Source organism: Streptomyces sp. NPDC044061, from assembly GCF_056434305.1.
This window is the reverse complement of record NZ_JBWKFL010000023.1, coordinates 89,395-114,230: the sequence shown is the minus strand read 5'-3', so window position 1 is coordinate 114,230 and position 24,836 is coordinate 89,395. Positions and strand designations below refer to the sequence as shown.

Here is a 24,836-nt window from a genome sequence, read left to right as displayed (position 1 = left end):
CGTGGCTCGCCGTTGATCGGCCAGACATTCCGCCGACTGGGGTGCCGTGGCCCGGCTTGAACGGCGGCATGCATCGAGTAGCGGCACTCTGACGGTGCAGCCTTCCCGGCTGCGCGCTTTCGCCGTTAAGGCGACGACTCGACGTGAGGTCCGGCCGGTTCCCCCGCGTCGGGGCATCATCCGGCCCACCTCGACCGGCCTGCGGCTTCGGCTGCGCCTCGCTCCTGGGCAGGAACCGGCGGACGTCGCCGCCTCAGCTGAGCGGCTGCGGCATGCCTGGGGCGTCCACGCCGTGTACGTGAAGGACGTGAAGCCCGGAGTGGTGGAGCTGCGGCTCGTCGGCTTCGACGTGCTGCGCGACGTCCGGATGCCAAGGAAAGCAGACGGCGGGCATCTCAAAGTGCCGGTGGCGCTGAGGGAGGACGCGACGGCCTTCGTACGGGACTATCGCGCCGTCCCACATCAGCTAACGCTCGGCGCAACGCTCTCGGGGAAGTCGATGTACTTGCGGCACCTGGTGACCGGACTGGCGCGGCAACCGGTCGCCCTGGTCGGCATCGACTGCAAGCGCGGTGTGGAGCTGGCGCCGTTTGCCGCTCGTCTGTCGGCGCTCGCGACCGACCCGGAGCAGGCGGCCGAACTCCTGCCCGTGCTCATCAAGGAAATGGAGGACAGGTACGACCTGATCAAGACCCGGCAAGGCATCGCTCCCGGCACTCCCGCTGAGGACATCACCTCGGACATCTGGGGTCTGCCCGAAAGCGAACGTGCGGTGCCGGTCGTGCTCTTCGTGGACGAGGTGGCGGAACTCTTCCTCGTCGCGACGAAGAAGGACGAGGAACGGCGCGACGAGATGGTCACCCAGCTCATCCGCCTCGCCCAGCTCGGCCGGGCCGCCGGCATCTACCTGGAAGTCTGCGGGCAGCGCTTCGGCGCCGAACTCGGCAAGGGCGCAACCATGCTCCGCGCCCAACTGACCGGCCGCGTCTGTCATCGCGTCAACGACGAGGCCTCCGCCAAGATGGCGCTCGGCGACATCGCGCCCGAAGCCGTCATGGCCGCCTGTGCCATCGCTCCCGAGCGGCCGGGCCTGGCCGTGGCCGGCGACACCTCGGGCGGCTGGTCCCGCATCCGTCCGCCGTACCTCTCCCTCGGCGACGCGGCCCGCATCTGCCATGAGTCGGCGCACCTCACACCCGAGCTGGCCGCATTGGAACCGTTCCGGCCCGAACTCCCGGCCGGTCCGGCCGTGACCCCGGCACCGGTCGTCCGACCGGTCCCGGTCACCGACTGACGCTCTCATCTGCTCAGTCCTCGGTCGGCGTGACTTCTCGCGCCACGTCCCTACCCCGTCATGCCCGATTCCGGAAGGAGCCGCGTCATGCGTGCTCACCTGGCCCGTGTCGACGCGGTGCTCGTCCAAGCGCTCATCGCGGCGGCGCTGTCCTTCGCCCACCTGCACGACGTCGCCTCGGCCGCTGGGCAAGCCGGGTGGAAGGCATGGGCCTACCCCGTCTCCGTCGACCTCCTGCTCGTCGCCGCCTGGCGCCGACTGCGGTCAGGCGACGCGAAAGCATCCGGGTGGTGCTGGTTCGTGATCGCCCTCGCCGCCTCGCTCGGCGCCAACGTGGCCACCGCCGGTCTGCTCAACCTGCACCAGGTGCCGGCCTGGCTGCGCATCCTCGTCGCCGGATGGCCCGCGGTCGCCTTCCTCGGCGGGACGCTGCTCGCCCACACCACACACGAAACGGCCGAAGAGTCCACACCGGCTGCTCCGGAGCCGACCGCGACGGCCCCGGAGCCCGAACAACGACCGGCCGTCGCCCCTCGCCCGGTATCGGTCCCGGCCGCGCTCGTCGCTCACGCCCGCAAGGTCGCCGACGAACACCACGCCCGGACCGGATCGGCCATCGACACCTCAACCCTTCGCGCTCGGCTCGGCATCCCGGCACCACTGGCCGAAGCCATCGCCGCACAGCTCTGAGAGGAGCACACATGCCTGCCAACCGCCGATTCCGTCGAGTCATCCGCATCGGTCCCGTCCAGGTCGGCACGTACTACGACGGCCGGGGCCGCGAGAAGCACGCCGCCGTCTGCACAGCCCCGCGCTGCGGCTTCTCCGCCGACTACGACAGCCGCGCCGCCGCCGAACTGGCTGCCCGCACCCATCGCTGCCACGTCCGCTGATCCGCCCAGGGAGCTCCCGTGACCGTCTCGCTGCCGCTCGTCTTCGTCCTGGGCGTCATCGCTTGGGCCGCGATCAAGTTTCTCGGGGTCCGGCTTTGGGCCGCCGTCGTGATCGCGCTGTTCGGCTTCTTGCTCTCGCACACCTTCCTCGCTCCCGCCATCGAATCCGGCACCCGTTCCGGGGTCGGCGTCGTCAATGGCACCCACAAGTGACAAGGAGGTCCGCCGTGCTCCGCCCGAAGCTGCCCGACGTCCCGACTCTGCCGACGACAACCGTTACGCCTCAGCAGACGCAGGCTCCAGAATTCTCCGCCGGCCGCACGGTCGCTCCGTACGTGGGTGTCGGTGTCGGCGCGGTCGCCGCCGTGGTCGTGGTCGGAATCGTGCTCACCGCGCTCCTGGCGGCGGTCGCCGTTTCGGCCGTGTCCGTGGCGATCGCCGCCGTGGTCCTGCGCTCCCTCCTCAGCAGCGCGAACAAGCGCTGACCGGCCGCCGGGGCGGCAACAAGCCGCCAAGCATCCCGCCGCCCCGGGGCCGTCCCTCCCAACCGTCGCACCAGCCGAAAGGAACTGCCATCATCACCCGGCAGACTCCGCCCCCGCTGGCGGAACTCTCCATGTTGGCCTCCCTCGGCACCATGCCCGAGCTGGCCCACCAACTGTCCGGACGGGGCGGCTGCACCCACCCCGTCCGCCTCGACGGCCACCGCACTGAATACGCGGTGGACCAGACGACCGGTGAGATCGGCCGCGTCCTGCATCACCTGGACTCGTCGGCCCTGCCCGCCGGTCAGCTCCTCGTCCGCTGCAACAACCGTCGCGCCACCCGGTGCGCGGCCTGCGCCGAGACGTACCGCCGCGATACCTACCACCTGATCACCGCCGGACTCCGCGGTGGCAAAGGCACCCCGGAGAGGGTCGGCACGCACCCGCGTGTCTTCGCCACTTTCACCGCCCCGAGCTTCGGCCCGGTCCACAACCGACCCTCCGGCGGCCGGAACTGCCGTTGCGGCGTCCGGCACGAGGAAGGTGACGCTGTCCTGGGGACGCCACTGGACCCGGACTCCTACGACTACGAAGCGGCCGTGCTGTGGAACGCGCACGCTGGGGCGTTGTGGCGGCGCTTCTCGATCTATCTCCGCCGCGAGGTCGCCAAGCGGGCCGGCCTCACTCAGCGAGCATTCCGGCACCACGCCCGGATCTCCTTCGCGAAGGTGGCCGAGTACCAGAAGAGGGGTGCCGTCCACTTCCACGCAGTGATCCGCCTCGACGGCCCCGAGGGTGGCGACTCCGCTCCTCCCTCCTGGGCCACCGCCGAGCTGCTGACCGATGCCGTTCGGGCAGCTGCCACTACGGCGCGGGCCGGCGGCCCGGTGGTCGACGGGCGGCCTCATACCTTCGTCTTCGGCCGTCAGCTCGACGTCCGCACGATCCGATCCGCCGACTTCGACGACGGCCAGGAGCTGACCGAGCGGGCCGTAGCGGCGTACATCGCCAAGTACGCCACCAAGGGAGCAGAGACCGCGACCGGCACTCTGGACCGGCCTATCAAACTCCTGGCTGAGCTGGCGCAGGTCCAGATCAGCGAACACGCCCGGCGGATGATCCGAACCGCTTGGACCTTGGGCGCCCGTGCCGAGCTGGCAGAGCTCCGCCTGCGAGCCTGGGCTCACATGCTCGGCTTCCGCGGTCACTTCTCCACGAAGTCCCGCCGCTACTCCACCACCCTCGGCGCCCTCCGCGACGCCCGCGCCGACTGGCGCCGGGCCCAAGCTGCACCGCCCGTCCCGCAGGACGGTGAGACCACGCTCGTCCTCGCGCACTGGGTCTTCGCCGGCACCGGCCTGTCGAGCGCCGAAGCCTGGCTTGCCGAATCTCTCGAGCCCGCCCCCGGAACGGAAGGAGAACCGACATGGACGCCCGCCGCGACGAACTGATGACTGTTCGCCAAGTCCTGGCCGAGCTGGGCGGCGTTTCTCGGCGGACGTTTTACCGCTGGCGCGAGCTGGGACAGGGGCCGGCCGCGTTCAAGCTCCCCAACGGCGAGCTTCGGGTCTGGCGTAGTGACTTCGCCTCGTGGCTCCGACAGCTAGAGGAGGCTGCGTGAAGTCTCTCGACGTCAAGGTCTGGGGCGTACGTAAGCGGGACACCAAGACGCCGTCGTACGGAGTGCGCTGGTCTGTCGCGGGCAACGTCTTCTCGGACTCGTTCCGTACCAAGGCGCTCGCTGATCACTACCGAGCGAAGCTCATGAGTGCCATGCGGGGCGGCGAAGAATTCGATACGGAGACTGGTCTTCCGGCTTCGATGGAACAGAAGAAGTCGCCGTTGTCCTGGTACGACTTCGCCCTCAAGTACCTCGCGATGAAGTGGCCCCATGCTGCGCCCAATACGCGCGACGGCATCAACGAATCTCTTACGAGCGTGACTATGGAACTCCTCCTGGAGCGGCCAGGGCGGCCGTCCGACGAGGAGATCCGTAAGGCCTTACGCAACTGGGCCTTCGTGCTGCCAGGGCCCAACGAGCGGGAGGTCCCGGATAAAGTTCGGAACATTCTGCACTGGGTGGCAAAGGCCTGCCGACCGCTTGCGGATCTCGCTGAACCGGCAACGGCCCGTGCGGTGCTCGACGGGCTGAAGCTGAAGCTCGACGGCACTGCGGCGGCGGCCGAGACCGTGCGGCGGAAGCGACGGACTCTCGTCAACGCTGCGAACTATGCGGTTGACCTGGGGGAGCTGCGTGAGAATCCGATTACGGCGGTTCGCTGGCAGAAGCCGAAGGTCTCGAACCAGGTTGATCCGCGCGTTGTCGCCAACCCGGAGCAGGCTCGCAATCTCCTGGCAGCGGTGTCCTACGTGGGCGGCTACCGGCGTGCTCGCGGCCGGCGCCTCGTCGGGCTGTTCGCGGCGATGTACTTCGGTGGCTTGCGGCCCGCTGAGGCGGTCGGTCTGGTCGAGACTGACCTCGTCCTCCCCGAGCAGGGTTGGGGATCGGCGCTGCTCCACCGAACCCGTCCTTCGGTTGGCAAGCAGTGGACGGACTCGGGGGAGACCCACGACGACCGCGGGCTCAAGAATCGACCGACCGAGGACGTTCGGCGTGTGCCCATCCCGCCCCAGCTCGTCGCCGTGCTGCGCGAACACCTGGCCACGTTCGGCACGGCAGAAGACGGGCGGCTCTTCTTCAGTGAGAAGGGTTCGGTCGTCCCGTCCTCGACCTACTACCGCGTGTGGCAGGAGGCTCGTCTCCTGGCGCTTCCGCCGGCCGTCGCGGCCTCGCCGCTCGCGAGTAGGCCGTATGACCTTCGGCACTCGGCGCTGTCGACGTGGCTCAATGCCGGGGTGGATCCCACCGAGGTGGCCGAGCGCGCTGGCAACAGCGTTGAGGTCCTGCTGACCCGGTACGCGAAGTGCCTCGACGGACGGCAGGACGTCGCCAACCGGCGCATCGAGGACCTGCTTCGTGAGTACGAGTGAATTTCGCTTGAACGAGTCTGAGGCCCTTGGCACTGCCAGGGGCCTCGTCGTTTGTGCTACGCGTCAACGTGAACTGGCGCCCCGGGTGCGTTCTGCGGCGAGTAGGCGCTCAAGATTTCCCCTCGCGCTATTTAGCGCCGTCAGCATCTGCCTGCGAGTCTGCTCGAAGTGGGGGTCGACCTCTACGCCGAGATCATGTCGCAGGGTGACCCGTAGCAGCCACACACCATCGGACAGCGGGCCGCTGAACCACGCCTTCGCCCGCTTATAGGCTTCGTTGTGGTCAGGACTGCTAGGCAACTGCTTGACGACTGAGTACCCGACTCCAAGTGCCCTGTTTAGCTTCGAGGCTACTTCCAGGACGTCCTTCGTCAGCGCCATCTGCGCGTGAGAGTACTGGTCGGCCCAGGCTTCCTTGGCAGCGTCGAGAACCGCCGGGTCGCTGCTTTCACCGCGCTCGGCTGCCTGGACGGCGTCTCGGGCAGCGATACGGTACGCGCGCGCCGTCGTATTCAAATCGGCGTAGAGATCGCGCTTGGTTTGCAGTACCTGCTCGCGGCGTTCCCGTTCCCGTTCGCGATCAGCACGCTCGTCTTGCTCCCGGCTAGCGCGCTGGCTGAGCACTGCCCCACCCAGAGTTCCGCCTAGCGTTCCTCCGACGCTGATGAGCGTGACTGCAAGCGTGGTCACATCCACGAGGTCCCCCAACTCGTCCATTCGCTGACACACTGGCCGCTGGCTGCGACTGTAGAGAGCACGACATCCCGTCGGTCATGGTCGCCGTCCACGGCATGGTCTGAGGCCGGGACGAAGATAGCGAGGGGCAGGCCTGTCTGGCTTCAGCGGGTGGCTTCACCTGCGGCAACGCTCCAAGATCCCGTCCACGCCTCGTCCACAGACCCCGGCATACGGCCGCTCCGGGCCGCATACGGCTGCACATACGCGAAGACCCCGGCCTCAGCGTTTCCGCTGGTGACGGGGTCTTTGGGCACCTCATTCTGGGTGCCCCCGGCAGGATTCGAACCTGCGCACACGGCTCCGGAGGCCGTTGCTCTATCCCCTGAGCTACGGGGGCGTGTCGGGCGCTGAGCTTCTCGCTCGCGGCGACGTGTAGAACCCTAGCAGGTCTTCGGGGGTGATCAGGAACGGGTTTCCCGGGTGTGGCCGGGGTGGTTCCCTCGCAGGGGTGGAAGTGGGGAAAAGCCGGACGCGGTGGCCGGTCCGGACCTACCCTCGAGTTGTGCCAGGCGCTTCGGGTCGGGTGCTTGTTGTGGACGACAACAAGGTCATCCGGCAGCTGATCAGGGTCAACCTCGAGCTGGAGGGGCTTGAGGTCGTGACCGCGGCCGATGGTGCCGAGTGTCTCGATGTGGTTCATCAGGTGCGGCCCGATGTCGTGACCCTCGATGTCGTCATGCCCCGTCTCGACGGGCTCCGGACCGCCGCACGGCTTCGGGCCGACCCCCGGACGCATGATCTTCCTCTCGCCATCATCAGCGCGTGCACGCAGTACGAGGTCGAGAGCGGCCTCGACGTCGGCGTCGACGCCTTCCTCGCCAAGCCCTTCGAACCCGCCGAACTCGTCCGGCTCGTCAAGCACCTCATCGACCGCAGGCCCGAGGGCGGGGAGGAAGCGGGGGCGAGGAAGGGCGACAGTGGCGGTGGCGGTGGCGGTGACGGCGGCGGTGACGGCGACAGCGACGGTGGTGAGAGTGACGGGGATGGTCAGGGCGGCGGGGTAAGCGGAGATGTAGACGTTCCCAGCGGCGTCCCCTTCGGCGGATAAAGAACCTTCCCCCGGAACCTTCCCTCTCGGGCCCTTGAACCTTCTCTCTCGGCCCCCCGGAACCTTCTCCCTCGCCCCCGAACCTTCTCCCTCGCCCCCCGAACCTTCTCCTTCGGCAAGCTGCCTCCCCTTCGGTACACAGCCGGCACTCGGCCATGCAGCGTTCCCTTCGGCAGATCGTCGGCTGCCGCTCACCGCAGAGCGCCGCCCGCCACAAGCCCCCCTCCCCACAAGCCCCCCTCCCCAAAAGCTCCCATCTCGCCGCCAAAAACAGCTCCCCGTCCCGCCCCCCAAAAAAGCCCCCCATCTCACCCCCCAAAACCACCTCGCACACCCACCCCCCACCTCCCCTACGCTTGTCCCGTGACCCCCGTCGAGCTGTCCCGCACCGTGTTGTTCGCGGTGCGTCGTGCTGTCGAGCGGGGGGAGCTGCTGGTGAGCGTGCCGGAGCGGGTTGTGGTGACCGAGCCGGGGCCCGGGGGGTGTGGGGACTACGCCACGAACGTCGCTCTGCAGCTCGCCCGGCCCGCCGGGCAGACTCCGCAGCGGGTGGCCGGGATTCTGCGGGCCCATCTCGTCGAGGCGGACGGGATAGAGGACGTCGTCGTCACCGGGCCCGGGTTCCTCAACATCAGCCTCGGCGCGCAGGCCGACCCCGCCGTCGCGCTCGTGCGCGAGATCCGGGAGCGCGGGGCGGCGTACGGGCACGGTGACGCGCTCGCCGGGCAGGTCGTCGTGCTGCGCGTGCCGTTCGAGGCGCGGGCCGAGGTCGTCGCCGACGCCGTCGTACGGATCGTCGCGACCCAGGGCGGCCGGTGCGAGGTCGAGCACGGCGAGCCCGTGAACCTGCGGCCCGTTCCCGCTCCGGAGGATCCCGCGCCGCTCGGGGCCGACGCCGCCCAGTGGGCGCTGCTGCATCCCGCGCCGCACGACCGGCCCCGGATCACCGCCGACCACCTGGTGCAGCGGGAGAGCAATCCGCTGTTCCGGGTGCGTTACGCGCACGCCCGCATCCGGTCCGTCGCGCGGGGCGCCGGCCGTCTCGGGTTCGCCGCCGAGCCCGGACCCGTGGCGGACCGCGCCCTCCTCACCTCCCTCGCCGATCACCCCCGTGTCCTGACCGCGGCCGCCACCCATCGCGCCCCGGACCGGCTTGCCCGGCATCTCGTCACCGTCGCCGATGCCGTCCTGCCCTTCGTGCCGACCGTGCTTCCGCGCGGCGAGGAGAAACCCTCGGCCGCCCACCGTGCCCGGCTCGCCCTCGCCGAAGCCGCCGGGACGGTGCTGGCCGGTGGCCTGTCCCTGCTCGGCATCGACGCACCCGAACACCTCTGAGGGCCGAAGAAGACATGGGCCCCGGAGAGAGACAGAGAGTCTGAGAGTCACGTCATGAGCCGTTCCGCCCATCCCGCCGGGCCCCGTCACGCCGACGTCCTTCCCGAGGGGCACTACTCCGCCCCGCCCACCGACCTCAACGCCCTCGACCCCAAGGTGTGGGCCGAGACCGTCAGCCGGAACGAGGACGGCGTCCTCACCGTGGGCGGGATTCCGGCGACCCGGCTCGCCGAGGAGTTCGGTACGCCCGCCTACATCCTTGACGAGGCCGACTTCCGGGCCCGGGCGCGGGCCTGGCGGACCGCCTTCGGTGCCGACGCCGACGTGTTCTACGCCGGCAAGGCCTTCCTGTCCCGTGCCGTCGTGCGCTGGCTCGAGGAAGAGGGGCTCAACCTGGACGTCTGCTCCGGCGGGGAACTGGCCACCGCGCTGTCCGCCGGCATGCCCGGCGAGCGGATCGCCTTCCACGGCAACAACAAGTCGGTCGCGGAGATCACCCGGGCCGTGGAGGCCGGCGTCGGGCGGATCGTCCTCGACTCGTTCCAGGAGATCGTGCGCGTCGCCCACATCGCGCAGTCCCTCGGCAAGCGGCAGAAGGTCCAGATCCGGATCACCGTGGGCGTGGAGGCCCACACGCACGAGTTCATCGCCACCGCCCACGAGGACCAGAAGTTCGGGATCCCGCTGGCCGGCGGGCAGGCGGCGGAAGCCGTGCGGCGCGCCCTCCAGCTCGAAGGGCTCGAACTCATCGGCATCCACAGCCACATCGGCTCGCAGATCTTCGACATGTCCGGTTTCGAGGTCGCCGCCCATCGCGTGGTCGGGCTGCTGAAGGACATCCGGGACGAGCACGGCGTCGAGCTGCCCGAGATCGACCTCGGCGGCGGGCTCGGGATCGCGTACACGAGTGACGACGATCCCCGTGAGCCGCACGAGATCGCCAAGGCGCTGACCGAGATCGTCACGCGTGAGTGCGAGTCCGCCCGGCTGCGTACGCCCCGTATCTCCGTCGAGCCCGGGCGCGCCATCGTCGGGCCCACGGCCTTCACGCTCTACGAGGTCGGCACCGTCAAGCCGCTGGACGGGCTGCGGACGTACGTCTCCGTCGACGGCGGCATGTCGGACAACATCCGCACCGCGCTGTACGACGCCGAGTACAGCGTCGCTCTCGTCTCCCGGACGAGCGACGCCGAGCCGATGCTCGCCCGTGTCGTCGGCAAGCACTGCGAGAGCGGGGACATCGTGGTGAAGGACGCGTTCCTGCCCGCGGACCTGGCACCGGGCGACCTCCTGGCCGTGCCCGCCACCGGCGCCTACTGCCGCTCCATGGCCAGCAACTACAACCATGTGCTCCGGCCGCCGGTGGTCGCCGTGAAGGACGGCGAGGCCCGGGTGATCGTGCGGCGCGAGACGGAGGAGGACCTCCTGCGCCTCGACGTCGGGTGAGGGGCCGGCGCACCGCCGCTGAACAGCGGGAAACCGGGCCGGAAGATCTTCGGTCCACCCGTCCCGCCAGAATGAAATAGATGTCTCACGATCCGGACGAAGGGTAGAAACTCCCGTCCGGTGAGTGAGACTGGTCGAACCGTAGACGGTAAGAGGAAACGAGGTCGGATGATGCGTACGCGTCCGCTGAAGGTGGCGCTGCTGGGCTGTGGAGTGGTCGGCTCAGAGGTGGCGCGCATCATGACGACGCACGCCGACGACCTCGCCGCCAGGATCGGGGCCCCCGTCGAGCTCGCGGGCGTCGCGGTCCGGCGGCCCTCCAAGGTCCGCGAGGGCATCGACCCCGCGCTCGTCACCACCGACGCCACCGCGCTCGTCAAACGCGGGGACATCGACGTCGTGGTCGAGGTCATCGGTGGCATCGAGCCCGCCCGGACCCTCATCACCGCCGCCTTCGAGCACGGGGCGTCCGTGGTCTCCGCCAACAAGGCGCTGCTCGCCCAGGACGGCGCCGCCCTGCACGCCGTCGCCGAGGAGCACGGCCGGGACCTCTACTACGAGGCCGCCGTCGCCGGCGCCATCCCGCTGATCCGGCCGCTGCGCGAGTCCCTCGCCGGCGACAAGGTCAACCGGGTGCTCGGCATCGTCAACGGCACCACCAACTTCATCCTCGACAAGATGGACTCCACGGGTGCCGGGTACCAGGAGGCCCTGGACGAGGCCACCGCGCTCGGGTACGCGGAGGCCGACCCCACCGCCGACGTCGAGGGCTTCGACGCCGCCGCCAAGGCCGCCATCCTGGCCGGCATCGCCTTCCACACGCGGGTCCGCCTGGACGACGTCTACCGCGAGGGCATGACCGAGGTCACCGCGTCGGACTTCCGCTCGGCCACGGAGATGGGCTGCACCATCAAGTTGCTCGCCATCTGCGAGCGGGCCGCGGACGGCGGGTCGGTGACCGCCCGCGTGCATCCCGCCATGATCCCGCTGAGCCACCCGCTCGCCTCCGTGCGCGGCGCGTACAACGCCGTCTTCGTGGAGTCCGACGCGGCCGGGCAGCTCATGTTCTACGGCCCCGGCGCCGGCGGTTCCCCGACCGCCTCCGCCGTGCTCGGCGACCTGGTCGCCGTCTGCCGCAACCGGCTCAACGGCGCAACGGGGCCCGGTGAGTCGGCGTATGCCGCCCTGCCGGTCTCGCCCATGGGCGAGGTCGTCACCCGCTACCACATCAGCCTCGACGTCGCGGACAAACCGGGTGTACTCGCCCAGGTCGCGACCGTCTTCGCCGAGCACGGGGTGTCGATCGATACCGTTCGGCAGCAGGGCAAGGACGGCGAGGCCTCCCTCGTCGTCGTCACCCATCGCGCGTCCGACGCCTCCCTGTCCGGGACCGTCGAGGCGCTGCGCAAGCTCGACACCGTGCGGGGTGTCGCCAGCATCATGCGGGTTGAAGGAGAGTAACCAGCAATGACCCACCAGTGGCGCGGAATCATCGAGGAGTACCGGGACAGGCTGCCGGTATCCGACACCACGCCGGTCGTGACGCTCCGCGAGGGCGGCACGCCCCTCGTGCCCGCGCAGGTGCTCTCCGAGCGCACGGGCTGTGAGGTCCACCTCAAGGTGGAGGGAGCCAACCCCACCGGGTCCTTCAAGGACCGCGGCATGACCATGGCCATCTCCAAGGCCAAGGAGGAGGGTGCGAAGGCCGTGATCTGCGCCTCCACCGGCAACACCTCCGCCTCGGCGGCCGCCTACGCCGTCCGCGCGGGCATGGTCTCCGCCGTGCTCGTGCCGCAGGGCAAGATCGCCCTCGGCAAGATGGGCCAGGCCCTCGTGCACGGCGCGAAGATCCTCCAGGTCGACGGCAACTTCGACGACTGCCTCACCCTCGCCCGGGAGCTGTCCGACAACTACCCGGTGGCGCTGGTCAATTCGGTCAACCCGGTGCGTATCGAGGGTCAGAAGACCGCGGCCTTCGAGATCGTGGACATGCTGGGCGACGCGCCCGACATCCACGTCCTGCCGGTGGGCAACGCGGGCAACATCACGGCCTACTGGAAGGGCTACAAGGAGTACGCCGCCGACGGCATCGCCACCAGGACGCCTCGGATGTGGGGCTTCCAGGCCTCCGGCAGTGCCCCGATCGTGCGCGGCGAGGTCGTCAAGGACCCGTCGACCATCGCCACCGCGATCCGCATCGGCAACCCCGCCTCCTGGCAGTACGCGCTCGCCGCGCGGGACGAGTCCGGCGGTGCCATCGACGAGGTGACGGACCGTGAGATCCTGCGCGCCTACCGTCTGTTGGCCGCGCAGGAGGGCGTCTTCGTGGAGCCCGCCTCCGCCGCCTCCGTGGCCGGTCTGCTCAAGGCCGCCGAGCAGGGCAGGGTCGACCCGGGCCAGCGCATCGTGTGCACCGTCACCGGCAACGGTCTGAAGGACCCCGACTGGGCCGTCGCCGGCGCCCCGCAGCCGGTCACCGTGCCGGTCGACGCGGCCACCGCGGCCGAGCGCCTCGGCCTGGCCTGAGCAGGGCGAACCGTGGCAGGGTGCACGGGGGGCCTACGACACGCATCGTGCGCCTCCTGTGCGCCCTATGTCGCCACAGAACCTTCCTTCGATACGCTGTACTGAACCCGCCTACCGCATATGCCCCCGCGTGTGGGCACGGGCCGCGTCGTCTCCGCGACCCGACGGGTCTTCGTACGTCGTCGAATGTCCATCGAATCGGTCGGATGACATTCGAGTCCCTCGGATGTCATCGACAGTCACGCAGCTCAAGGAGAGTCTTCCAGCGATGGCCGGTCCAGCCTTCCGCGCCGCCGCCGTCCGGGTGCGCGTTCCCGCCACCAGCGCCAACCTCGGTCCGGGCTTCGACGCCCTGGGCCTCGCGCTGGGGCTGTACGACGACGTCGTCGTCCGGGTGGCCGACTCCGGGCTGCACATCGACATCGCGGGCGAGGGCGGTGAGACCCTGCCGCGTGACGAAAGCCACCTCCTCGTCCGCTCCCTGCGCACCGCCTTCGATCTGCTGGGCGGGCAGCCCCGCGGCCTGGAGATCGTCTGCGCCAACCGCATTCCGCACGGCCGTGGTCTGGGCTCCTCCTCCGCCGCCATCTGCGCCGGCATCGTCGCCGCCCGCGCGGTGACCATAGGCGGCGAGGCCCGCCTGGACGACGCCGCGCTGCTGGAGCTGGCCACCGAGATCGAGGGTCATCCGGACAACGTGGCGGCCTGTCTGCTCGGCGGTTTCACCCTGTCCTGGATGGAGGCCGGCGCCGCCCGGGCGATCAGGATGGAGCCCAACGATTCCATCGTTCCGGTGGTTTTCGTGCCCGGAAAGCCGGTACTGACCGAGACCGCGCGTGGCCTGCTCCCGCGCACCGTGCCGCATGTCGACGCCGCCGCCAACGCGGGCCGTGCCGCCCTGCTCGTCGAGGCCCTCACCCGGCGCCCCGAGCTGCTGCTGCCCGCCACCGAGGACCGTCTCCACCAGGAGTACCGCGCGCCGGCCATGCCGGAGAGCGCGGCGCTGGTGGAGCGGCTGCGGGCCGACGGGATCCCGGCCGTCATCTCGGGCGCCGGGCCCACCGTCATGGCCCTGGCAGACGTGGGCACCGCCGACAAGGTGGAGGCCCTGGCCGGCACCGACTGGGCCGCCAACCGGCTGAGCCTGGACGTCCAGGGAGCGAGCGTGCTGCCGCTTGCGACCTGACACACGGTTGCCGGATTTGGAGAGGGGGAATGTTTGTTGGATCCGGTAGTGTTAACCTCAAGTCTGCACCCGACCCCACCATGGCGAGGTGCTTCGTGTCCCCGTCCGGGACAGACATTCTTCCGGGAGCCTCCCACACCACTCCGTGTTCCGTGCGCCGTACCTGGGCAGTACGTCGTATGCGGGCACTGAGCGGGACACCGGGCACGCTCCGGAATCGGTGCTACCACGCCACGTGACACTGGGTGCCACGACTCGCGGAAGCGCCATCACCAGCAAATTCTCTTCCGCCGCGTTGGCGGACCACCGCCCCGGCACGGTTCAGAGACAGGACCGTAGCCGGACAGCACAACCGGTCGCCGAGCCAGACAGGCCGACGTCCGCTCCAGGGAAGGACCCTTCGTGAGCGACACCACCGATCTGATGGGCGCACGTGTCGAGGAGACCGCTGCCGCGCCCGCCACGGACGCCTCCGCGCCTGCCACCGGTGCCGGCTCCCGGCGGCGCCGCGGTACCGGCCTCGAGGGCATGGTGCTGGCCGAGCTGCAGCAGGTCGCCTCGGGCCTCGGCATCAGGGGCACCGCGCGCATGCGCAAGAGCCAGCTGATCGAGGTCATCAAGGAGGCCCAGGCCGCCGGGGGCGCCGCCCCCAAGGCCGAGGCCGCCACCGAGACCAAGCCCAAGCGCCGGACCACCTCGAAGGCCCGTACGGGCGAGGACGCGGAGAAGAAGGCCGAGGCCAAGAGCGAGGCCCCCGCCGAGAAGGCCGTGGCCCAGCAGCAGATCGAGATCCCCGGCCAGCCGGCCAGCGACGATGTCCCGACCGAGCGCCGTCGCCGGCGGGCCACCGCCGAGGCGGGCAGCCCGACCGCGACCGGTGCCGAGACCGTCGCCGCGGAGGCGAAGACCGAGACCAAGGCCGAGGCGCCCGCGCAGCAGGGCGAGGCCAAGGGCGACGCCGGTGACGGCGAGGGCCGTGGCCGCCGCGACCGCCGTGAGCGCGGGCGTGACCGTGACCGCGACCGCGACCGTGACCGCCGCGGCAAGGGCGACGACCAGCAGGGCGGCCAGGGCGGCCAGGGCGGCCAGCGGCAGCAGCAGGGCCAGCAGCAGGGCGGCGGCCGACAGGACCGCCAGCAGGACGACGACGACTTCGAGGGCGGCCGCCGGGGCCGTCGCGGCCGCTACCGCGACCGCCGTGGCCGCCGTGGCCGCGACGACATCGCCGAGCCGCAGCTGGCCGAGGACGACGTCCTGATCCCCGTCGCGGGCATCCTGGACATCCTGGACAACTACGCGTTCATCCGGACCTCCGGCTACCTGCCCGGCCCGAACGACGTGTACGTCTCCCTCGCCCAGGTCCGCAAGAACGGTCTGCGCAAGGGCGACCACATCACCGGTGCGGTCCGTCAGCCGAAGGAGGGCGAGCGCCGCGAGAAGTTCAACGCGCTGGTCCGCCTCGACTCCGTCAACGGCATGGCGCCCGAACACGGCCGTGGCCGCCCGGAGTTCAACAAGCTGACCCCGCTCTACCCGCAGGACCGGCTCCGCCTGGAGACCGACCCGGGCGTGCTGACCACCCGCATCATCGACCTCGTGTCGCCGATCGGTAAGGGCCAGCGCGGTCTGATCGTGGCCCCGCCGAAGACCGGCAAGACCATGATCATGCAGGCGATCGCCAACGCGATCACCCACAACAACCCCGAGTGCCACCTGATGGTCGTCCTCGTCGACGAGCGTCCGGAAGAGGTCACCGACATGCAGCGGTCGGTCAAGGGCGAGGTCATCTCCTCGACCTTCGACCGCCCGGCCGAGGACCACACCACGGTCGCCGAGCTGGCCATCGAGCGCGCCAAGCGCCTGGTGGAGCTGGGCCACGACGTCGTCGTGCTGCTCGACTCGATCACGCGTCTGGGCCGTGCGTACAACCTGGCGGCGCCGGCCTCCGGCCGCATCCTGTCCGGTGGTGTCGACTCGACCGCCCTGTACCCGCCGAAGCGGTTCTTCGGTGCGGCCCGCAACATCGAGGACGGCGGCTCGCTGACCATCCTCGCCACCGCCCTGGTGGACACCGGGTCCCGCATGGACGAGGTGATCTTCGAGGAGTTCAAGGGAACCGGCAACGCCGAGCTCAAGCTCGACCGGAAGCTCGCCGACAAGCGCATCTTCCCGGCGGTGGACGTCGACGCGTCCGGCACCCGTAAGGAAGAGATCCTGCTCGCCAGCGACGAACTCGCCATCGTCTGGAAGCTGCGCCGGGTGCTGCACGCCCTCGACCAGCAGCAGGCGGTCGAACTGCTCCTCGACAAGATGAAGCAGACGAAGTCGAACGCCGAGTTCCTGATGCAGATTCAGAAGACGACGCCGACGCCGGGCAACGGCGACTAGTCGGTAAGGACTCGGCAAGAAGCAGGGGCCGCCCCCCGTCACCAAGTGACGGGGGGCGGCCCTTTGGCGCTGAGAGGTATGGGACGCACCACGCGTCCCTCCCAGCTCACCTCTCCCGGGGGGAACTTCCTTGCCCACGCCCCAGCCCGGGCGGCACAGACGTCGAATACGTCTCGCCCTGCCCCTTGCCGCCGCCGGTGTCGCCGCCGCGGTCGCCGCCGCGGTCATGACGTCGTCGGCCGGCGCGGCCACCGCGCTGCCGAAGCCGACCACCGTGCCCGCGGTCGGCCAGCCCTCCCAGGCCACCCTGCAGCAGCGCATCGCGGGCGCCGCCGCCACCGACCCGAGCGACGCGTCGGAGAAGACCGGCAGCAGCCCCTCCGCGGTATCGCCGAAGATCATCGGCGGCAGCGAGACGACCGTGTCCGCGGCGCCCTGGATGGCCCAGCTCTGGTACTACGACGACAAGGGCACCAGCACCACCAGCGACGACATCGGCTTCTTCTGCGGCGGCTCGGTCGTCTCGCCGACGAAGATCCTCACCGCCGCGCACTGCGTCTGGGACGAGGAGCACAACAAGTCCTACGACTGGAAGGCCAACGGTGCCGTCGTCACCGGCACCGACCAGCTGCCCACCACCGACACCTCGGGCAACACCGACCTGCACGGTGGCCAGGCCACGGGCGTCCTGCGCCAGTGGAAGAACCCGTCCTACGACCCGGCCGCCATCAACAACGACATCGCCGTGCTCACCCTGGCCGTCCCGGTCAAGGCCACGCCGATCCGCATGGTCACCTCGGGCGACACCGCCTCCTACGCCGCCGGCACCAGCGCCAAGGTGTACGGCTGGGGCCGTACCAGCTCCACCAGCCAGGACATCTCCCAGACGCTGAAGACGGCCACGCTGCCGATCCAGTCGGACACCACCTGCGCCGGCTACTACCCGCACGACTTCGTCAAGGGCCACATGGTGTGCGCGGGCAAGCCCGCCACCGGCAGCGACTCCGGTACCACCTCCGCCTGCAACGGCGACTCGGGCGGCCCGCTCGTGGTGGGCGGCCGTATCGCCGGTGTCGTCTCCTGGGGCGTCGAGAACTGCGTGACGAAGGGCGCCTACAGCGTCTTCAGCAAGGTCTCCGCGTACGTCGGCGCGGTCTACCCGCAGATCGACGACAGCAACCTGAGCTACACCGACGGCAAGGCCGACCTCTTCGTGCGGGCCTCCTCCACGAAGACCGGCTACGAGAAGGACTCCAAGGGCACCTCGTTCGGCTCCCGGATCTCCTGGGGCGACTTCAGCGGTGTGAACCTGGTCCTGCAGGACGACCTCAACCGGGACGGCTACCAGGACCTGATCTACCGGGTCAGCTCCACCGGTGACGTGTACTGGGACCACGTCGTGCTCAACAGCTCGCGCACCCAGGGCACCTGGACCACGACGAAGCTCTTCACCGGCTGGAAGACCCGGACCCGGATCATCGCGCCGGGCGACGTCACCGGCGACTACCTGCCCGACGTCCTGTCCGTCGACTCCGGCGGCACGCTGTGGATCTACCCGGGCAAGGGCAACGGCACCTTCGGCTCGCGCGTCTCGGTCGGCACCGGCTGGAACCAGTACAACAGCGTGCGCGGCCACGGCGACTTCACCGGTGACGGCAAGGCCGACCTGCTCGCCCGCAAGTCCGGCAGCGACGACCTGTACCTCTACAAGGGCACCGGCAAGTCCGGTACCGGCGCCTTCTCCGCGCGGATCAAGGTGCGCAGCGGCTGGACCGGCTACAACGCCTTCGACGCGGTCGGCGACGTGAGCGGCGACGGCAAGGCCGACTTCCTGGCCCGCACCCCCGGCGGCACCCTTTACCTGTACAAGGGCACCGGAAAGGCCACAAGCGAGATCTTTGCCACAAGGGTCTCGGCCGGTACCGGCTTCCAGGCGTACGACATCTGGGGCTGAAACCGCAGGTGAGCACCGCTCACCCTGGACGAGACGGTCACGCACAGTGCCCACCGCCGCACGCGGTGGGCACTCTGCGTTGTGCAAGTCTGTCCCGAGTTCCCCGTCCGACCCGGCGGGGCGACGATGGAGCGGTGACGACCGCGCCTGACCCTGAAAGCAGGGGGTAACCGACCGTACGAGACCTAGGAGTGACGTGTCCGCCGAGAGCACGCCGGAGCCCGGCATACCGGAGCCGGCCGAGACCGGTCCCCGCCGCCGAGGCAAGGGCCGCCGCCGCAAGACCCGCAGCACGAGCCGCAAGGCCCTGCTTGTCACGGCCTGGACGGCCGCGGGCGTGGTCGTGCTGGCCGGCACCGGCTTCGGGTACGTCTACTTCAAGCTCAACGGCAATCTGAAGAGCGTCGACATCAACCAGGCCCTCGGCGCCGACCGGCCGCGGAAGGTCGACAACGGCTCCCAGAACATCCTGGTCCTCGGCTCGGACTCCCGCTCCGGCTCCAACAAGAAGCTCGGCGGCGGCACCGACGACGGCAACGCCCGCTCCGACACGGCGATGATCGTCCACGTGTACAAGGGCCACAAGCGGGCGAGCGTGGTCTCCGTCCCGCGTGACACCCTCATCGACCGCCCCACCTGCACCGACACGGGCGGCACCACGCATCCGGCAGCGTCCGGCGTGATGTTCAACTCCGCCTACTCCACCGGCGGCGCCGCCTGTGCCGTGAAGACGGTCGAGTCCATCACCGGCATCCGCATGGACCACTACCTCGAGGTCGACTTCGCCGGCTTCCAGAAGCTCGTCGACGACCTCGGCGGGGTCCCGGTCACCACGACCAAGGCCATCGACGACCCGCAGAGCCACCTGGACCTCAAGGCCGGCACCCACAACCTGGACGGGGAGCAGGCCCTCGGCCTGGTCCGCACCCGGCACGGCGTCGGCGACGGCTCCGACCTGGGCCGCATCCAGCTCCAGCAGGCCTTCGTCAAGGCCCTGATGAACCAGGTCAAGCACGTCGGCGTCTTCAGCAACCCCAAGAAGCTGTACGACCTCGCCGACACCGCCACCAAGGCCGTCACCGCCGACTCCGACCTCGGCTCGGTGAACTCCCTGGCCGACTTCGCCACCGGTCTGAAGGGGATCAGTTCGTCCCACATGAAGATGGTCACGATGCCGGTGCGGTACGACCCCGCCGACCCCAACCGGGTCCTGCTGCAGAAGAGCAAGGCCCAGCTGGTCTGGAACGCCCTGAGGAACGACCGTCCGATCCCCGGGGAGGCGACGGCCGGAACGGCCACCGGTGAGGCCAGGGGCGTGGTGAGCGGCTGAGGGGCGACCGCCCGATCACCGCCCGGAATAGAACACCCGCACCCCCGGTTTGGGTGGATGGCCCCAGTCCTGGCAGACTGGTACGTCGGCTCCGGTTCACGCCTTCGCATCCCGCGACGGCGACCCGGCGCCCTCCCGGAACCTAGGAGACACCTTGAAGCGCGACATCCACCCCGCGTACGTCGAGACGCAGGTCAGCTGCACCTGTGGCGCGTCGTTCACCACCCGTAGCACCATCGAGTCCGGCACCATCCGGGCCGAGGTCTGCTCCGAGTGCCACCCGTTCTACACGGGCAAGCAGAAGATCCTCGACACCGGTGGCCGTGTGGCCCGCTTCGAGGCCCGCTTCGGCAAGGCTGCCGCCGGCTCCAAGAAGTAGCGAGCCCCATTTCGCCGGTCCACGGTCGCGCCCCAGCGGGGTGTGCCCGGGACCGGCGTTTTTGGTCGCCCGCCAGCCGTTCACCCGCAGTACAGGAGCCGAAAGATGTTCGAGGCCGTCGAGGAACTCGTCGCCGAGCACGCCGACCTGGAGAAGAAGCTCGCCGATCCGTCGGTCCACGCCGACCAGGCGAACGCGCGCAAGCTGAACAAGCGCTACGCCGAGCTCACCCCGATCGTCGCCACGTACCGCTCCTGGAAGCAGACCGGCGACGACATCGAGACCGCGCGCGAGTTCGCCGCGGACGACCCCGACTTCGCGGCCGAGGTCAAGGAGCTCGAGAAGCAGCGCGAGGAGCTGACCGAGAAGCTGCGCCTCCTGCTCGTCCCGCGCGACCCGAGTGACGACAAGGACGTCATTCTGGAGATCAAGGCCGGCGCCGGCGGCGACGAGTCCGCGCTGTTCGCCGGTGACCTGCTGCGCATGTACCTGCGCTACGCCGAGCGCGTCGGCTGGAAGACCGAGATCATCGACGCCACCGAGTCCGAGCTGGGCGGCTACAAGGACGTCCAGGTGGCGGTCAAGGCCCGCGGCCAGCTCGAGCCGGGGCAGGGCGTGTGGGCCCGCCTGAAGTACGAGGGCGGCGTGCACCGCGTTCAGCGTGTGCCGGCCACCGAGTCCCAGGGCCGTATCCACACCTCGGCGGCCGGTGTCCTCGTCACGCCCGAGGCGGAGGAGGTCGACGTCGAGGTCAACCCGAACGACCTCCGCATCGACGTCTACCGCTCCTCCGGTCCGGGCGGCCAGTCGGTGAACACCACCGACTCCGCCGTGCGCATCACGCACATCCCGACCGGAGTCGTCGCCTCCTGCCAGAACGAGAAGAGCCAGCTGCAGAACAAGGAGCAGGCACTGCGTATCCTGCGCTCCAGGCTGCTCGCCATGGCGCAGGAGGAGGCCGAGCGGGAGGCCGCGGACGCCCGCCGCAGCCAGGTCCGCACCGTCGACCGCTCCGAGAAGATCCGCACCTACAACTTCCCGGAGAACCGCATCTCCGACCACCGGGTCGGCTTCAAGGCCTACAACCTGGACCAGGTCCTGGACGGCGACCTCGCCGCGGTGATCCAGGCCTGCGTCGACGCCGACTCGGCGGCGAAGCTGGCCGCCGCGTAAGAGGCACGTACGAGTTACCACGGAGGACTTGCGTGCAGCCATCACCCGGGGGACGCACCCCGAACCCCCGAAGCCTGCTGCTCGCCGAGGTGGCCCAGGCCACCCAGCGGCTGGCCGACGCCGGCGTGCCCTCTCCGCGCACCGACGCGGAGGAGCTCGCCGCGTTCGTGCACGGGGTGAAGCGGGGCGCGCTGCACACCGTGAAGGACTCCGACTTCGACGCCCGCTACTGGGAGGTCATCGCCCGCCGCGAGCAGCGCGAGCCCCTGCAGCACATCACCGGGCGGGCCTACTTCCGGTACCTGGAGCTCCAGGTGGGCCCGGGCGTCTTCGTGCCCCGGCCGGAGACCGAGTCCGTGGTCGGCTGGGCCATAGACGCCGTACGCGCCATGGACGTCGTCGGGCCCTGCATCGTCGACCTGTGCACCGGCTCCGGCGCCATCGCGCTCGCCCTCGCCCAGGAGGTCCCGCGCTCGCGTGTGCACGCCGTGGAGCTGTCCGAGGACGCCCTGGTGTGGACCCGCAAGAACGTGGCGGGCTCCAGGGTCGACCTGCGTCAGGGCGACGCCCTGACCGCCTTCCCGGACCTCGACGGACAGGTCGACCTGGTCATCTCCAACCCGCCGTACATCCCGCTCACCGAGTGGGAGTACGTCGCCCCGGAGGCCCGCGACTACGACCCGGAGCTGGCGCTGTTCTCCGGCGAGGACGGCCTCGACCTCATCCGCGGCATCGAGCGCACCGCGCACCGGCTGCTGCGCCCCGGCGGCGTCGTCGTCATCGAGCACGCCGACACCCAGGGCGGCCAGGTGCCGTGGATCTTCACCGAGGAGCGGGGCTGGGCCGACGCGGCCGACCACCCCGACCTCAACAACCGCCCCCGCTTCGCGACCGCCCGCAAGGCGCTGCCGTGAGCATCCCGACGACTTCCAGCCCGCAGCACGTGTACGAGGAGGCCAGCTAGACATGGCACGGCGATACGACACCAACGACGCGACCGACCGTGTGACGGGTCTGCGTGAGGCCGCGTCCGCCGTCCGCCGGGGCGAGCTGGTGGTCCTGCCGACCGACACGGTGTACGGCATCGGCGCCGACGCGTTCTCCTCGGAGGCGGTCGCCGACCTGCTCGCCGCCAAGGGCCGGGGCCGCAACATGCCCACGCCCGTGCTCATCGGCTCCCCGAACACGCTGCACGGCCTCGTCACGGACTTCTCCGAGCTGGCCTGGGAACTGGTCGACGCGTTCTGGCCGGGCGCCCTGACGCTGGTCGCCAAGCACCAGCCGTCCCTGCAGTGGGACCTCGGCGACACCCGCGGCACGGTCGCCGTGCGCATGCCGCTGCACCCGGTCGCCATCGAACTGCTGACCGAGGTCGGCCCCATGGCCGTGTCGTCCGCGAACCTGACCGGCCACCCGGCGCCGGAGAACTGCGACGCCGCCCAGGAGATGCTCGCCGACTCCGTCTCCGTCTACCTCGACGGCGGCCCCACCCCCGGCAACGTGCCGTCGTCCATCGTGGACGTCTCCGGCCGGGTTCCGGTGCTGCTGCGCGAGGGCGCGATCTCCCCGGACGAGCTGCGGAAGGTCGTACCCGACCTCGAGGTGGCGAATTGACGGCCCCTGAGGCGGGGCGTGGCATAGGCAACGGGGAACGCGCAGCGGAGATCACGACCACCTTCGTCGGGCTTCCGCGCGACACCTTCCGCATCCTCCACGTCAGTACCGGCAACGTGTGCCGCTCACCCATCACCGAGCGGCTGACCCGTCATTTCGTGGCGGAGCGGCTCGGCGTGCTCGGCGGCGGGCTGATCGTGGAGAGCGCCGGCACCTGGGGCCACGAGGGCGCGCCCATGGAGGCCAACGCGGAGGCCGTGCTGGCCGAGTTCGGCGCGGACACCTCCGGCTTCGTGGGCCGCGAACTGCTGGACGAGCACGTCATCATGGCCGACCTCGTCCTGACGGCCACCCGCGACCACCGCGCCCAGGTCATCTCCATGGGCCACTCGGCGGGCCTGCGCACCTTCACGCTCAAGGAGTTCACCCGGCTGGTCCGCGCCATAGACCCGACCACGCTGCCGCCCCTGGAGGACGGCGTGGTCGTGCGCGCCCGCGCCCTCGTCCGCGCGGCCGCGGCCCTGCGCGGCTGGCTGCTGGCCCCGACCGCCGAGGCCGACGAGGTGTACGACCCCTACGGCGCGCCCCTGACCTTCTTCCGGTCCATCGGGGACGAGATACGGGACGCGCTGGATCCGGTCGTCACCGCGCTGACCGGTCTGCCGGCCCGGATGTGAGGGGTCCCGGCACGGCCGTACGGCCCGTACCGACGCCGACCCGAAACGGACGAAACGACCGCGCGTCCCACCCACCCCGGGCCTACATTGGACCTACGTCACCGTCGACCGCCCGGAGCCCGTCATGTCGGTCACACCCGTCCTCGAGACCGATGTCCTGCGGCGGCAGGACCCGGAGCTGGCCGAGATCCTGCGGGCGGAACTGGAGCGGCAGTCGACGACGCTTCAGCTGATCGCCGCCGAGAACTTCACCTCGCCGGCCGTGCTCGCCGCCCTCGGCTCGCCGCTCGCCAACAAGTACGCCGAGGGCTATCCCGGGAACCGGTACCACGGCGGCTGCGAACTGGTCGACGTCGCCGAACGCCTCGCGGCCGACCGGGCCAAGGCACTCTTCGGCGCCGAACACGCCAATGTCCAGCCCCACTCGGGCTCTTCCGCCGTCCTGGCCGCCTACGCCGCCCTGCTGCGTCCCGGCGACACCGTGCTCGCCCTCGGGCTGCCCTACGGCGGCCATCTGACCCACGGTTCGCCCGCGAACTTCTCCGGCCGCTGGTTCGACTTCGTCGGGTACGGCGTCGACGCCGAGACCGGGCTCGTCGACCACGACCAGGTGCGCCACCTGGCGCGCAACCACCGGCCCAAGGCCGTCGTGTGCGGTTCGATCGCCTACCCCCGCCACCTCGACTACGCCTTCTTCCGCGAGGTCGCCGACGAGGTGGGCGCGTACCTCATCGCCGACGCCGCGCACCCGATCGGCCTGGTCGCCGGGGGAGCGGCACCCAGCCCGGTGCCGTACGCGGACATCGTGTGCGCCACCACCCACAAGGTGCTGCGCGGGCCGCGCGGCGGGATGATCCTGTGCGGGAGCGAGCTGGCCGAGCGGGTCGACCGGGCGGTGTTCCCGTTCACCCAGGGCGGTGCGCAGATGCACACCATCGCGGCCAAGGCCGTCGCGTTCGGCGAGGCGGCGACACCGGCGTTCGCGGCGTACGCCCACCAGGTGGTCACCAATGCGAGGGTGCTCGCCGGTCACCTGGCCGCCGAGGGGCTCGCCGTCACCACCGGCGGCACGGACACCCACCTGATCACCGCCGACCCGGCCCCGCTCGGCGTCGACGGGCGCGGCGCGCGCGGCCGGCTCGCCGCCGCCGGGATCGTCCTGGACTGCTGCGCGCTGCCGCACGGCGACGGGCGCGGGCTGCGCCTGGGTACGGCCGCGGTGACCACCCAGGGCATGGGGGAGCCGGAGATGGTCCGGATCGCCGCACTGATGGCCGCCGTCCTGCGCGGCGACAGGGATCCGGTCGGGACGCGCGACGAGGTGCGCGAGCTGGCCGGCAGATTTCCGCCGTATCCCGGCTGAGCGGGGGTAGACGCAC

At 70.3% G+C, this 24,836-nt stretch carries 23 protein-coding genes, 1 tRNA gene and 1 pseudogene; 23 read left to right on the top strand and 2 right to left on the bottom strand.

Going from position 1 to position 24,836, the window contains the following annotated elements:
• Positions 1-88 precede the first annotated feature (88 nt).
• The 8 genes and pseudogenes from AC07CM_RS32450 to AC07CM_RS32415 all read left to right on the top strand — a co-directional run.
• Positions 89-1,294: pseudogene (locus AC07CM_RS32450) on the top strand (FtsK/SpoIIIE domain-containing protein); the annotation flags it as partial.
• Between the two features lie 87 nt (positions 1,295-1,381).
• The gene (locus AC07CM_RS32445) at positions 1,382-1,984 is read left to right on the top strand and encodes a DUF2637 domain-containing protein (protein WP_471842511.1); all 603 of its coding nucleotides are present in this window, start codon (positions 1,382-1,384) and stop codon (positions 1,982-1,984) included.
• A gap of 11 nt (positions 1,985-1,995) precedes the next feature.
• On the top strand, positions 1,996-2,187 hold the full coding sequence (locus AC07CM_RS32440; protein WP_190178638.1) for a mobile element transfer protein: 192 nt from the start codon (positions 1,996-1,998) through the stop codon (positions 2,185-2,187).
• 18 nt (positions 2,188-2,205) lie between these two features.
• Complete coding sequence (locus AC07CM_RS32435) at positions 2,206-2,400, top strand: hypothetical protein (RefSeq protein ID WP_468891433.1); 195 nt, start codon at positions 2,206-2,208, stop codon at positions 2,398-2,400.
• Positions 2,401-2,414: 14 nt separating this feature from the next.
• Entirely contained in the window at positions 2,415-2,672 is a 258-nt protein-coding gene (locus AC07CM_RS32430) for a SpdD protein (protein WP_478880034.1), read from the top strand.
• Positions 2,673-2,803: 131 nt separating this feature from the next.
• Positions 2,804-4,123: a replication initiator gene (locus AC07CM_RS32425; RefSeq protein ID WP_478880033.1), complete on the top strand. Its 1,320-nt coding sequence runs from the start codon at positions 2,804-2,806 to the stop codon at positions 4,121-4,123.
• Positions 4,099-4,293 (top strand): helix-turn-helix transcriptional regulator, encoded by a 195-nt coding sequence (locus tag AC07CM_RS32420; RefSeq protein WP_125214118.1) that lies wholly within the window; start codon positions 4,099-4,101, stop codon positions 4,291-4,293. Before AC07CM_RS32425 ends, AC07CM_RS32420 begins: the two co-directional genes overlap by 25 nt.
• On the top strand, positions 4,290-5,663 hold the full coding sequence (locus tag AC07CM_RS32415; RefSeq protein ID WP_478880032.1) for a tyrosine-type recombinase/integrase: 1,374 nt from the start codon (positions 4,290-4,292) through the stop codon (positions 5,661-5,663). Before AC07CM_RS32420 ends, AC07CM_RS32415 begins: the two co-directional genes overlap by 4 nt.
• Before the next feature lie 63 nt (positions 5,664-5,726).
• On the opposite strand, the gene AC07CM_RS32410 is transcribed toward AC07CM_RS32415, so the two are convergent.
• Positions 5,727-6,380: a hypothetical protein gene (locus tag AC07CM_RS32410; protein ID WP_478880031.1), complete on the bottom strand. Its 654-nt coding sequence runs from the start codon at positions 6,378-6,380 to the stop codon at positions 5,727-5,729.
• 286 nt (positions 6,381-6,666) lie between these two features.
• A tRNA-Arg gene (locus AC07CM_RS32405) sits at positions 6,667-6,738 on the bottom strand.
• Between the two features lie 111 nt (positions 6,739-6,849).
• On the opposite strand from AC07CM_RS32405, the gene AC07CM_RS32400 reads away from it, so the two are divergent.
• The 15 genes from AC07CM_RS32400 (at position 6,850) to AC07CM_RS32330 (ending at position 24,820) form a co-directional block, all read left to right on the top strand.
• A complete protein-coding gene (locus AC07CM_RS32400; protein ID WP_478880030.1) occupies positions 6,850-7,449 on the top strand; it encodes a response regulator in 600 nt (199 codons plus the stop codon).
• A gap of 363 nt (positions 7,450-7,812) precedes the next feature.
• Positions 7,813-8,784: an ArgS-related anticodon-binding protein NrtL gene (gene nrtL, locus AC07CM_RS32395; protein ID WP_478880029.1), complete on the top strand. Its 972-nt coding sequence runs from the start codon at positions 7,813-7,815 to the stop codon at positions 8,782-8,784.
• A 54-nt stretch (positions 8,785-8,838) separates the two neighbouring features.
• Entirely contained in the window at positions 8,839-10,230 is a 1,392-nt protein-coding gene (gene lysA, locus AC07CM_RS32390; RefSeq protein WP_478880028.1) for a diaminopimelate decarboxylase, read from the top strand.
• Positions 10,231-10,401: 171 nt separating this feature from the next.
• Positions 10,402-11,691: a homoserine dehydrogenase gene (locus AC07CM_RS32385; RefSeq protein ID WP_478880061.1), complete on the top strand. Its 1,290-nt coding sequence runs from the start codon at positions 10,402-10,404 to the stop codon at positions 11,689-11,691.
• Positions 11,692-11,697: 6 nt separating this feature from the next.
• Positions 11,698-12,756 carry a threonine synthase gene (gene thrC, locus AC07CM_RS32380; protein WP_478880027.1) on the top strand — a complete coding sequence of 353 codons (1,059 nt, stop codon included), beginning with the start codon at positions 11,698-11,700 and terminating at the stop codon, positions 12,754-12,756.
• 268 nt (positions 12,757-13,024) lie between these two features.
• A complete protein-coding gene (gene thrB / locus AC07CM_RS32375; RefSeq protein ID WP_478880026.1) occupies positions 13,025-13,942 on the top strand; it encodes a homoserine kinase in 918 nt (305 codons plus the stop codon).
• Positions 13,943-14,344: 402 nt separating this feature from the next.
• Positions 14,345-16,330, top strand: a complete 1,986-nt coding sequence (gene rho, locus AC07CM_RS32370; protein WP_478880025.1) for a transcription termination factor Rho — start codon at positions 14,345-14,347, stop codon at positions 16,328-16,330.
• A gap of 226 nt (positions 16,331-16,556) precedes the next feature.
• Positions 16,557-18,284: a trypsin-like serine protease gene (locus tag AC07CM_RS32365; RefSeq protein WP_478880060.1), complete on the top strand. Its 1,728-nt coding sequence runs from the start codon at positions 16,557-16,559 to the stop codon at positions 18,282-18,284.
• Positions 18,285-18,480: 196 nt separating this feature from the next.
• Complete coding sequence (locus AC07CM_RS32360) at positions 18,481-19,614, top strand: LCP family protein (RefSeq protein WP_478880024.1); 1,134 nt, start codon at positions 18,481-18,483, stop codon at positions 19,612-19,614.
• A gap of 154 nt (positions 19,615-19,768) precedes the next feature.
• Complete coding sequence (rpmE, locus tag AC07CM_RS32355; protein ID WP_014675000.1) at positions 19,769-19,993, top strand: 50S ribosomal protein L31; 225 nt, start codon at positions 19,769-19,771, stop codon at positions 19,991-19,993.
• Between the two features lie 105 nt (positions 19,994-20,098).
• Complete coding sequence (gene prfA / locus AC07CM_RS32350) at positions 20,099-21,166, top strand: peptide chain release factor 1 (protein WP_478880023.1); 1,068 nt, start codon at positions 20,099-20,101, stop codon at positions 21,164-21,166.
• A 74-nt stretch (positions 21,167-21,240) separates the two neighbouring features.
• Positions 21,241-22,080 (top strand): peptide chain release factor N(5)-glutamine methyltransferase, encoded by an 840-nt coding sequence (gene prmC, locus AC07CM_RS32345; protein WP_478880059.1) that lies wholly within the window; start codon positions 21,241-21,243, stop codon positions 22,078-22,080.
• Between the two features lie 52 nt (positions 22,081-22,132).
• Entirely contained in the window at positions 22,133-22,780 is a 648-nt protein-coding gene (locus tag AC07CM_RS32340; protein ID WP_478880022.1) for an L-threonylcarbamoyladenylate synthase, read from the top strand.
• The gene (locus tag AC07CM_RS32335; protein ID WP_478880021.1) at positions 22,777-23,457 is read left to right on the top strand and encodes an arsenate reductase/protein-tyrosine-phosphatase family protein; all 681 of its coding nucleotides are present in this window, start codon (positions 22,777-22,779) and stop codon (positions 23,455-23,457) included. The genes AC07CM_RS32340 and AC07CM_RS32335 overlap by 4 nt, the downstream gene beginning before the upstream one ends.
• A gap of 124 nt (positions 23,458-23,581) precedes the next feature.
• Positions 23,582-24,820: a serine hydroxymethyltransferase gene (locus AC07CM_RS32330; protein ID WP_478880020.1), complete on the top strand. Its 1,239-nt coding sequence runs from the start codon at positions 23,582-23,584 to the stop codon at positions 24,818-24,820.
• Positions 24,821-24,836 lie beyond the last annotated feature (16 nt).

Bases quoted from the DNA above. Each gene is read 5' to 3' on its own strand.
- AC07CM_RS32440 (WP_190178638.1), top strand. From the start codon at position 1,996: ATGCCTGCCAACCGCCGATTCCGTCGAGTCATCCGCATCGGTCCCGTC.
- thrB (WP_478880026.1), top strand. From the start codon at position 13,025: ATGGCCGGTCCAGCCTTCCGCGCCGCCGCCGTCCGGGTGCGCGTTCCC.
- AC07CM_RS32425 (WP_478880033.1), top strand. From the start codon at position 2,804: ATGTTGGCCTCCCTCGGCACCATGCCCGAGCTGGCCCACCAACTGTCC.
- AC07CM_RS32330 (WP_478880020.1), top strand. From the start codon at position 23,582: ATGTCGGTCACACCCGTCCTCGAGACCGATGTCCTGCGGCGGCAGGAC.
- lysA (WP_478880028.1), top strand. From the start codon at position 8,839: ATGAGCCGTTCCGCCCATCCCGCCGGGCCCCGTCACGCCGACGTCCTT.
- AC07CM_RS32365 (WP_478880060.1), top strand. From the start codon at position 16,557: ATGACGTCGTCGGCCGGCGCGGCCACCGCGCTGCCGAAGCCGACCACC.
- prfA (WP_478880023.1), top strand. From the start codon at position 20,099: ATGTTCGAGGCCGTCGAGGAACTCGTCGCCGAGCACGCCGACCTGGAG.
- AC07CM_RS32445 (WP_471842511.1), top strand. From the start codon at position 1,382: ATGCGTGCTCACCTGGCCCGTGTCGACGCGGTGCTCGTCCAAGCGCTC.
- AC07CM_RS32385 (WP_478880061.1), top strand. From the start codon at position 10,402: ATGCGTACGCGTCCGCTGAAGGTGGCGCTGCTGGGCTGTGGAGTGGTC.
- AC07CM_RS32410 (WP_478880031.1), bottom strand. From the start codon at position 6,380: ATGGACGAGTTGGGGGACCTCGTGGATGTGACCACGCTTGCAGTCACG.
- AC07CM_RS32340 (WP_478880022.1), top strand. From the start codon at position 22,133: ATGGCACGGCGATACGACACCAACGACGCGACCGACCGTGTGACGGGT.
- thrC (WP_478880027.1), top strand. From the start codon at position 11,698: ATGACCCACCAGTGGCGCGGAATCATCGAGGAGTACCGGGACAGGCTG.
- AC07CM_RS32420 (WP_125214118.1), top strand. From the start codon at position 4,099: ATGGACGCCCGCCGCGACGAACTGATGACTGTTCGCCAAGTCCTGGCC.